Annotated in this window: 8 protein-coding genes and 1 pseudogene; 7 read left to right on the top strand and 2 right to left on the bottom strand. The window is 65.9% G+C overall.

Translation table 11 applies throughout. The features are described 5' to 3' along the window. Nucleotides 1-711 (top strand): MFS transporter (locus NI18_RS18670; protein ID WP_037532179.1); only part of this gene is annotated, 711 nt, incomplete at its 5' end. Between the two features lie 12 nt (nucleotides 712-723). Here the strand turns inward: NI18_RS18670 and NI18_RS18665 are convergent. Next, nucleotides 724-1,560, bottom strand: coding sequence for a glycoside hydrolase family 16 protein (locus tag NI18_RS18665; RefSeq protein WP_037532182.1), 837 nt, complete (start codon nucleotides 1,558-1,560; stop codon nucleotides 724-726). A 206-nt stretch (nucleotides 1,561-1,766) separates the two neighbouring features. Next, nucleotides 1,767-4,186 (bottom strand): annotated as a pseudogene (gene bamA, locus NI18_RS18660) (outer membrane protein assembly factor BamA). Nucleotides 4,187-4,217: 31 nt separating this feature from the next. On the opposite strand from bamA, the gene NI18_RS27425 reads away from it, so the two are divergent. From NI18_RS27425 to NI18_RS18645, 6 genes are all read left to right on the top strand, one after another. Then, complete coding sequence (locus NI18_RS27425) at nucleotides 4,218-4,493, top strand: hypothetical protein (RefSeq protein WP_306286521.1); 276 nt, start codon at nucleotides 4,218-4,220, stop codon at nucleotides 4,491-4,493. A 100-nt stretch (nucleotides 4,494-4,593) separates the two neighbouring features. Then, entirely contained in the window at nucleotides 4,594-4,920 is a 327-nt protein-coding gene (locus NI18_RS18655) for a hypothetical protein (RefSeq protein ID WP_031394510.1), read from the top strand. Between the two features lie 390 nt (nucleotides 4,921-5,310). Then, a complete protein-coding gene (locus tag NI18_RS27420; protein ID WP_306286520.1) occupies nucleotides 5,311-5,745 on the top strand; it encodes a TonB-dependent receptor plug domain-containing protein in 435 nt (144 codons plus the stop codon). A gap of 65 nt (nucleotides 5,746-5,810) precedes the next feature. Beyond that, nucleotides 5,811-8,132: a TonB-dependent receptor gene (locus tag NI18_RS18650; RefSeq protein ID WP_306286519.1), complete on the top strand. Its 2,322-nt coding sequence runs from the start codon at nucleotides 5,811-5,813 to the stop codon at nucleotides 8,130-8,132. A 152-nt stretch (nucleotides 8,133-8,284) separates the two neighbouring features. Continuing rightward, entirely contained in the window at nucleotides 8,285-8,461 is a 177-nt protein-coding gene (locus NI18_RS25250; RefSeq protein ID WP_156360410.1) for a hypothetical protein, read from the top strand. Nucleotides 8,462-8,488: 27 nt separating this feature from the next. After that, nucleotides 8,489-8,992 (top strand): Spy/CpxP family protein refolding chaperone, encoded by a 504-nt coding sequence (locus tag NI18_RS18645; RefSeq protein WP_037532176.1) that lies wholly within the window; start codon nucleotides 8,489-8,491, stop codon nucleotides 8,990-8,992. Nucleotides 8,993-9,033 lie beyond the last annotated feature (41 nt).

Below are 9,033 nucleotides of genomic sequence, written 5' to 3'. Positions count from 1 at the left end.
GCGCTGGTCGGGGCGAGCCGGTTCGGCGAGCCGGCGCGGTTCGCGGTGATCGCGGTCACCGTCGCTGCGTGCACGCTTCCGCTCGTCGTCGTGCGCGGGACGCGGCAGGCGGGGGCGCCGCCGCCGGTGTTGCGGTCGATGCTGCGGCGCGATCTGCTGCTCGCCTGGACCGCGCGGCTGCTCGTGCAGGTCGCGGGCAGCGCGCTGTTCGTCTATCTGCTCTATTATTTCGAAACCGTCGCGCCGTCGGTACCGGAGTCGGTGCTCGCCGCGCGGATGGGGACGGTAATGATCGTCGCCTATAGCGTGCCGCTGCCGATCGCGGTGCTCGTCGGCCGGCTTGCCGATCGGACCGGGCGGACCAAGCCGTTCCTGTTCGCGGCGGCGCTGGTCGCGGCGGCGGGGCTGATCGCGATGATGGCGGCGCGCGACTTCACTAGCGGTGCGGCGGCGTTCTGCGTCTATACGGGCGGGACCTCCGTCTTCCTGGCGCTGCATGCGGGCTTTGCGATGCAGCTGTTGCCGAGCGCGCGGCACCGCGGGCGCGACCTCGGGCTGCTCAACCTCGCCAACACTCTGCCCGGGCTGCTCGGGCCGGTGATCACCTGGGCGCTGGCGACGCCGCGCGATTTCGACGCGGTGCTGATCGTGCTCGCAGTGCTGACGCTGGGCGGGGGGATGATCCTGCTCGCCGCGCGGGGGCGGCGCTGAGGCCGACGGCGATCAGCGGCGCGACCGGTTCGGGGCAGGGCGCCAGTAGCGGACATAGTCGACCGCCATGCGCTGCGGGAAGGCGGTGTCGTCGATCCCCTTCTGCCCGCCCCAGTCGCCGCCGACCGCAAGGTTGAGGATCAGGTCATAGGGCCGGGTGAACGGCCAGGCCGCCTTGCCGCCGGGCTGGTCATTGGCGACGCGCATGACCGCGCGGCCGTCGACGCCGATCGTGATGACATCGGCGCGCCAGTCGAGCTGATAGCGATGATAGCGGGTGCAGGCGGTCGCCACGCGCTTCTGCGCGCCGCGCTGCGTGCCCTTGGTGTGGTTGAACGCACCGCTGTGCACCGTCGCATGGACGACGTTCGGGTCCCATCCGACCAGCTCGACGATGTCGATCTCGCCCTCGTCGGGCCAGCGGCCGCCGCTTGGCAGCAGCCAGACCGCGGGCCAGCTGCCGCGACCGCAGGGCAGCATCGCGCGGACTTCATAGAAGCCATAGCCGCGTGGCACCCGAGAGACGAGCTTCGCCGAGCTGTAGCTCTGGCCGCCCCAGTCGGGGAAGCGCGCCTTGGACAGCGTCTCGCGACGCGCCTCGATGATCAGAGAGCCCTTTTCGATCCGTGCATTCCGGGGCCGGTCCTTGGCATAATATTGACGCTCGTGATTGGCCCAGCCCTCGGCATTGCGCGAGGTGTCGAACCGCCATTTGCGGCGATCGATCGTCCGCCCGTTGAATTCGTCGGCAAAGGCTGGCGTCGTCTTGGGCGTCGGCATCGGTGCGTCGAGCCCGTAATTGGTCGCACCGAGCGTCGCGGCCTGCGCGGCCAGCAGCAGGAGGATCATCGTGTCACCGCCGTCGGGGGCTTCGCAGCTTTGCACTTCGGGGCGGGGTCAGGACACATGGGCGGCGCTCTCCATCATGCCCCGGATCGTCGCCGCGATGTGCGGACGCTAGACGGTGGCGTGACGGGTCTAGGGCAGCCCCGCGGCAAGCTCAACCGGGCGGCTTCCCCACGCGCAGGGCGTTTCGCGGCGGGACGCCGTGCACACTAGAACTGGCCACCGATATTGAAGGTGATCAGCTTGCTGTCGTCGCCATCGGCCTTGAGCAGTGCCTTGGCGAGATCGATCCGCAGCGGGCCGAACGGGGAGGCCCAGTTGACGCCGATGCCGACCGACAGCCGCGGGCTGGCGCTATTGCCCGTATAGGTCTCGCGATAGGCGCCGAGCGAATAGCTGTAAGGCGTGCCGGTGTTGGTCGTCGTGCTTGCACCGGCGGAATCGAGGTAGAGCAGGTTGCCGGCGCTGTCGGTGTATTGACGCGTCGCGGCGACGCACGCGATCGAGGTCGCGTTCGCGGCGGCACAGCTGTCGGTCAGCGTCGGCGTCCTGCCGCCGAACACCGCGCCAACGTCCATGTAGACGGAGGGGCGCAGGCCGAGTTCGCGCGCGCCCGAGCCCAGCGGGAGCTCGACCTCGAGGCGGGCCTGGTAATAGGCCGTGCCGCCCAGCGCGGTCTGCGTGTTCGAACTGCTGTCGGTCGAGATCGTCGCAGGGATCGTGCTGGTGTCGTAATAGGTCCGCGTGACGCGCGGCCCGACGCCGCGGATATCGAAGCCGCGCATCTGGGGATCGCCCAGATAGAAGCGGTCGGTCAGTCGCACCTGCTGCCCGAGCCCCCTGATATAGCCGCCTTCGGCGTGCGCGGTGAGGATGAAGCGCGAGCCGAGATCGACATATTTCGAATAGTTGGCGGTGCTGCGGAGATACCGTGTGTCGCCGCCGAGGCCCGCGAAATCCTGGCTGACGCTGAATTTGCTGCCCTTGGACGGGCGGGTGCGGCTGTTCGTGCTGTCGAACACCAGCGAATAGCCGATCGACGAGGTCCAGCGATTGCCGACCGCGTCGCACAGATAATGGCCGGCGACCGCGGGATCGCACGCGCCGTTGGTATAATAGGTGTCCGCGTCGAGCGTGACCTGATCATAGGACAGGCCATAGCGTGCGGTGGCCGACCAATATTCGGTCAGCGGCACCGCCGCGCGGATCTGGAACCCGGTCGAGATCTGTTCATAGGTCGTGCTGTCGGTGTCGCCGGTGGTGCTGTACGAGCTGTAATCCCGCCGGAATATGTCGCCGCCCAGTGCGATGTTGGTGTCGAACAGATAGGGTTCGGTGAAGCCGAGATTGACCGATTTCGAATAGCTCGAATAGCTGACTCCGGCCCGTAGCTCCTGTCCCATGCCGCGGAAGTTGCGCTGGGTGATCGTGGCGGACGCGATGAAATTCTCCAGGCTGGAATAGCCGGCCGAGAGCTGAAGCTCGCCGCTCGATTTTTCTTCGAGGTTGGTCTCGAGGATGACGCGATCGGCCGCGGAGCCGGGCTTCTGCTTGATCTCCGTCTTGTCCTGGAAATAACCGAGCGAATTGATCCGGTCCTCCGAGCGTTTGACCTGGAAGCTGTTGAACGCGTCGCCCTCCGCCAGGCGGATCTCGCGCCGCACGACCTTGTCCTTGGTTTGTGTGTTGCCGTTGATCTCGACGCGTTCGACATAGGTTCGCTTGGCTTCGGCGATGTTGAGGTTGATCCCCATCGTCAGCGTGTCGGCGTCCTTCTGGAACTCCGGATTGACCTCGGTGAAGGCGTAGCCGAACAGGCCTGCGGTCTGGCTTAGGCTGTCGACCGCGTCCTCGACCTGCTTGGCGTTATACCAAGCGCCCTTTTTCAGCGGCAGCGTCGCGGCGAGCTTGCTGCTGTCGAAGTCGCGGATCTGGCTGTCGACGGTGACGGCGCCGAATGTGTAGCGTTTGCCCTCCTCCACCACATAGGTGATGATGAAGTCCTTCTTGTCCGGGGTGAGTTCGGCAACCGCGGACGTCACGCGGAAATCGGCATAGCCCTGCGTCAGATAAAATTGCCGCAGCTTCTGCTGGTCGTAGCTCAGGCGATCCTGGTCGTAGCTGGTTGCGGACGACAGCATGCGGCTGAGCCGTACCTGTTTGGTCGCCATCTGCCCGCGAATTTGTGCGTCCCAAAACACGCTGTTGCCGAGGATGTTGATCTGGCGGACCTTCGATTTCGGGCCCTCGCTGACCTCGAAGACGATGTCGACGCGGTTCTGATCGAGGCTGACCATCTTCGGATCGACCATCGCGGCGAAGCGGCCCTGCCGGCGATAGAGTTCGACGATCCGCGCGACATCCTGCCGCACCGCGCTGCGCGTGAAGATCTGCCGCGGTGCGAGCCTGATCTCCTTGGTGATCTTGTCGCTCTTGAGCGCCTTGTTGCCCTCGACGACGATGCGGTTGACGATCGGGTTCTCGCGGATGCGGACGACGATATTGCCGTCCTCGCGCCGGCGATCGAATAATCGGCGAACAGGTCGCTCGCCTGAAGATCCTTGAGCGCCTGATCGAGCGTCTCCGCCGTATAGGGGATGCCGGCGCGCAATTTGGTGTAGCTCAGCACGGTCTCGGGCTCGATCCGCTGCGCGCCCTCGATGCGCAAGGTTCGGATCGTCCGGACGGCGGCACCGGCTGGTGGCGTCGGGGCGGGGGGCTTCGCATGCTGGACGGGCGCTGCGACCGCCGTGCCGCCGATCGTGCCGGCCAAGGCTAGGGCCATCGTACTGGCGCCAAATTCGAACATCATGGGGAGGTCTCCGGGTGAGACCGGGCGCCTGGGCGGGCGATGTTTCCGGCGGATGGCGCGCGCGGCCGGATTGCAACACTGGGTCACCAACGAGCGCGACCGCGCGGTCGCCGGGACCGGCTGACACATGGAGCAAGTGGCGGGAAATGTTCGGGACATGGTCGCTGGCTAGAGCGCCGTGCGGGCCAATCGGCTCGCCCCTTCATCCTGCGAGGACCATCGCCATGCGTGTCGCCATCAAATCCGTCCCGTCATCCGCGCCGATCAGCGCGCCGACGCTGCCGCCGCTCGTCGACAATCCGTTCGCGCCCGAAGTCTTCGCCACGGGGCTCGCCGGGCTCGCCAATCTGTCGGGCGTGATCGTGCTGACGCTGGAGAGCGCGCGGTGCGATCACACGCGCGACGCGCCGTCGGTCGAGCGGGTCGTCGTCGGGCGGGTCGCGCTGACCAGCGGGGCTGCGCAGGATCTGGTCGCGGCGCTGAACCAGTTCCTCGAGCAGCAGGGGCTGAGCCCAAGCAAGGCGATGGCCGCCGGGTCGACGTTCCAATGAGCCGCGCGACCGTGCCGCCCCAAGCCGGTATCCGCGGGTCGTCGGCCACCGGCTTGGCCGTGGCGATCGAAGCGCTGCGGTTTGGCGTTCGAGTACAGAGCCGAGCTGTGGGTCAACGCGTGCGGAGCGTGACCGTCGTGTTCCGCCGACCGGCGGCGTGATGCTTGGCTGATGTCCGCGCTGCGATCAAAGACACGATACAGTCTTGCTTGCGACATGGTTTGTAACAAACCGTGGCTGCCTAACAACAGGTCGAACGCATGACGGTTCGATGACGACTTAGCCGTTGTCGACCCCGTCAAATCCCTGCAGCTTTGCCGGACGGACCATATCCGTCATCGCAAAAAAATGCCGCGCAACCCAAAGTGTTGCGGCTCAGGGAGTATCACCATGCGTCTGGACTTTCGCAAACGCCTTCTGGCGTCCACGCTTCTGCTTGGCTTAAGTGCACCGGCCGTCGCGCAGACCGTCGACCCGGCTACGCAGGCGGTGCCTGACGACGCTGCGCCGGCCGATGGCGAGACGATCGTCGTCACCGGATCGCGGCTGGGCGGTCTCCAGTTGCAGCAGGCGTCACCGATCGCGGTGGTCAGCGCGCAGGACTTCGCACTGTCGGGCCAGCCCAATGTCGAGAATGTCCTGAAGGACCTGCCGCAGCTCGTGCCGAGCACGACGGGGGCGTCGAACAACCCCGGGGGCGGCGTGGCGACCGCGGATCTGCGCGGGCTGGGTTCGACGCGAACGCTCGTGCTCGTCGATAACCGTCGCTACGTCGCCTATGACTCGAACCAGGTCGTCGATCTGAACACCATCCCCGCCGGCTGATCGAACGCGTCGACATCGTCAGCGGTGGCCGGTCCGCGGTCTATGGCTCCGACGCGATTTCGGGCGTGATCAACTTCGTCATGAAGAAGGATTTCAGCGGCGCGGAGGTGAATGCGAACTACCGCATCAACGAAGCGGGCGATGGCGGCACGTTCAACGGCAATTTGCTGCTCGGGGGCAATTTCGAGGACGGGCGCGGCAATGCGACGGTCTATTTCGATTATACCAAGCGCAACGGCATCCTTCAGTCGGCGCGCGACTATTCGCGACAGGCGCAGGTCGATGATGGCGAGGGTGGCCTGATCGCAGGCGGGTCGGGCTCGATCGAGGGCACGCGGTTCGCGATCGGCGGGGTGAACCGCAAGTTCGAACGCGACGGGAGCTTTTCCGCCTATAGCGCTGCGACCGACGCCTATAATTATGCGCCGTCCAACTATCTGCAGGTCCCGCAGGAGCGGTTCCTGATGAGCGCGCAGACGCATTACGACGTCAGCGATGCGCTGACCGTCTATGCCGAGGGCCAGTTCATCAACAACCGCGTGAAGAACCAGCTTGCGCCGACGCCGTTCACCGGGTCGGTCTCGCTCGACGCCGATTCCTCGTTTCTCTCCGCAGGCTCGCGCGCGCTGCTCCAGGGGCTCGATACGGATGGCGACGGCTATGTCACCTCGACCATCTACCGACGGCTGAGCGAGGTCGGCAATCGCGTGTCGAGCCTCGACAACACCGCCTATCGCACCGTGCTGGGCGCGAAGGGCGATATCGGTGGCGGCTGGAACTACGACGCCTATTACAGCTATTCGCGGACCAAATCGATCGAGAGCCAGACCGGCAACGTCTCGCGCAGCCGCGTGCTCCAGGCGCTGCGGACGACCTATGACACCGGCGGCAATCTGGTGTGTTCGGATACGAGCAACGGCTGCGTCCCGCTGAACATCTTCGGGGCGGGCAACATCAGCGACGCGGCCGCTGCGTTCATCACCATCCCCGTCCAGAATTCGAGCACGATCAGCGAGCAGGTCGCCAGCGCGTCGATCTCGAACCGCGAGCTGTTCGATCTGGGTGCGGGCCCGGTCGGGATCGTGTTCGGGACCGAATATCGCCGCGAACAGGGCAGCTACAATCCCGATTTCTCGCTGTCGTCGGGCGACGTGGTCGGCTTCAACGCGGGCGAAGGCCTGGGCGGCGGGTATAACGTCAAGGAAGTCTATACCGAGGTCGCGGTACCGTTGCTCGCGGATCTGCCCTTCGTGAAGAAGCTCGAGGTCAACGGCGCCTATCGCTATTCCTATTATTCGACCGCGGCGAAATCGGTGAACACCTATTCGGGTGGTGCGGTCTGGTCGCTGATCGACGACATCGCACTGCGCGGCCAATATTCGAGGGCAGTGCGTGCGCCGACCGTTTCGGACCTGTTCAGCGGCGCGTCGCAGGATTTTCCCGCCGCGACCGATCCGTGCACGACCGCGGTGGCGCTGACGAACACCAATCTGAATGCGAGCTGCCTGTCGAACGGTGTCGCGGCGTCGGTGATCGGCACCGCCTATGACGGCGGCAGCACGCAGATCCAGACGGTGAACGGCGGCAACCCCGCGCTGCGCGAGGAGACGTCCGACACCTATACCGCGGGCATCGTGCTCCAGCCGCGCTTCCTGCCCGGCTTCTCGTTCACCGCGGATTACTACAAGATCAAGATCGCGAACTATATCTCGACGGTCGGCACCACCAACCTGATCCGCGCCTGTTACGGCGACGCGGACAATGGCTACACGCCCTATGACGCGAGCTATTGCGGATCGTTGCCGCGCGACGCGAACAGCTTTGCGATCACCGATGCGGCCAACACGCTGGCCAATACGGGGGGCGTGACGACGCGCGGGGTCGATTTCGAGGCGCGCTACGGCCTGCCGCTCGGCTTCGGCGCGTTCGGCAGCGACACCAGCCGGCTCGACCTGCGCTTCAGCGGTACGCGGCTGATCGCGTTCGACTATAACCCGCTGGCGGCGATCCCCGACCTGACGATCGACTGTGCGGGCAAGTTCGGCCAGACCTGCGGCAATCCCTATGCGAAATGGCGGCTGTCGACGCGGGCGACCTATTCGACCGGGCCGATGACGGTATCGGTGCTGTATCGCCATCTGTCGGCGGTGAAGGACGACGACAGCGCGACGACCTATGCGGTCGAGCGGATCAAGGCCTATGATTATTTCGACCTGACCGCGGCGTTCCGGATCAAGGACGGCTTCACCTGGTCGGTCGGGGTCAACAACCTGTTCGACAAGCAGCCGCCGATTCTGGGCGACAACCAGCAACAGGCGAACACCTATCCGTCGACCTACGACCCCTATGGCCGTGCCTTCTTCGTCAGCACGAACGTAAAGTTCTAGGGGAGGCGAACCGTACAACTGTTAAAAGCCCCGCCATCCAGCGTGATGGCGGGGCTTTTTCCCGTCTGTCGTCCGGGGGGCAGCTCGCTGAAATATTCGGGACAAACCGCGCTGCGATATCCGGCCCGACCGAATGAACCGGGGAGCCAGCCATGTCGATGCCATCACCGCGCACCACCGATTGCAGCGTCGGGCGTCATCTGCCCCGGTCGCGGCACCGCGATGTCGCCGGCGCGTCGATCCAGCGCGCCGCCTGCCGTGGATGCGGGGCGACGATCACCAAATCCGCGCTGAGCCGGCGCTGGATCATATCCGGGATGCTCGGCTGACACCGGCGCCGGAACGGGGAAAGTACGATGACGATGATTATGACGAAACCGCGTTCGGCACGCTGGCTGGCCGCGATGCTGCTGCTCGGTGTGACCTGCACTGCCAGTGCCGAGCGCCCGCGTGGGCCGGAGCGTGGGCCCGCAAATGTCGACGCGATGCAGGCCCGGGAGGCTGACGATATCGCGCTGCTGCTGCACCTGCGGCCCGATCAGCGTGGCGCGCTCGTTGCGTTTCTGTCCGCCTGGGGGCCGCCTCCGCCGCCGCGCGATGGCGGGGAGGGGCCGAACATGCGCCCGGGCCCGTCGATGCCGGGTGGCGAGGATTTCGCCCGCCATCTCGAACGGTTCGAAGCGCAGGCGACCGCGCACGCAGCGCATGACCGGTCGCGCTTGATGGCAGCACGCAGCTTCTACGACAGTCTCGACACGCCGCAGCGCGCGGGGTTCGAGGCGCTGATGCGGCTTCGCCATGCGCCCCCCGGTCCGGGTGGGCCGGGTGGTCCGTTGGGGGCCGGGCCGCCACCCGGCTGATGCGGCATGTCAGCGCGCGGGCAGCGTTGGAGTCCCGAGTT

Source organism: Sphingomonas sp. Ant20, assembly GCF_000783375.1.
GTDB classification, from domain to species: Bacteria; Pseudomonadota; Alphaproteobacteria; order Sphingomonadales; family Sphingomonadaceae; genus Sphingomonas; species Sphingomonas aerolata.
This window is presented reverse-complemented; position numbering and strand designations above follow the sequence as displayed.

Excerpts from the sequence above, each read along its gene's own strand:
- NI18_RS18665 (WP_037532182.1), bottom strand. The coding sequence starts at position 1,560 with ATGATCCTCCTGCTGCTGGCCGCGCAGGCCGCGACGCTCGGTGCGACC.
- NI18_RS27425 (WP_306286521.1), top strand. The coding sequence starts at position 4,218 with ATGCGCAAGGTTCGGATCGTCCGGACGGCGGCACCGGCTGGTGGCGTC.
- NI18_RS18655 (WP_031394510.1), top strand. The coding sequence starts at position 4,594 with ATGCGTGTCGCCATCAAATCCGTCCCGTCATCCGCGCCGATCAGCGCG.
- NI18_RS27420 (WP_306286520.1), top strand. The coding sequence starts at position 5,311 with ATGCGTCTGGACTTTCGCAAACGCCTTCTGGCGTCCACGCTTCTGCTT.
- NI18_RS25250 (WP_156360410.1), top strand. The coding sequence starts at position 8,285 with ATGTCGATGCCATCACCGCGCACCACCGATTGCAGCGTCGGGCGTCAT.
- NI18_RS18645 (WP_037532176.1), top strand. The coding sequence starts at position 8,489 with ATGACGATGATTATGACGAAACCGCGTTCGGCACGCTGGCTGGCCGCG.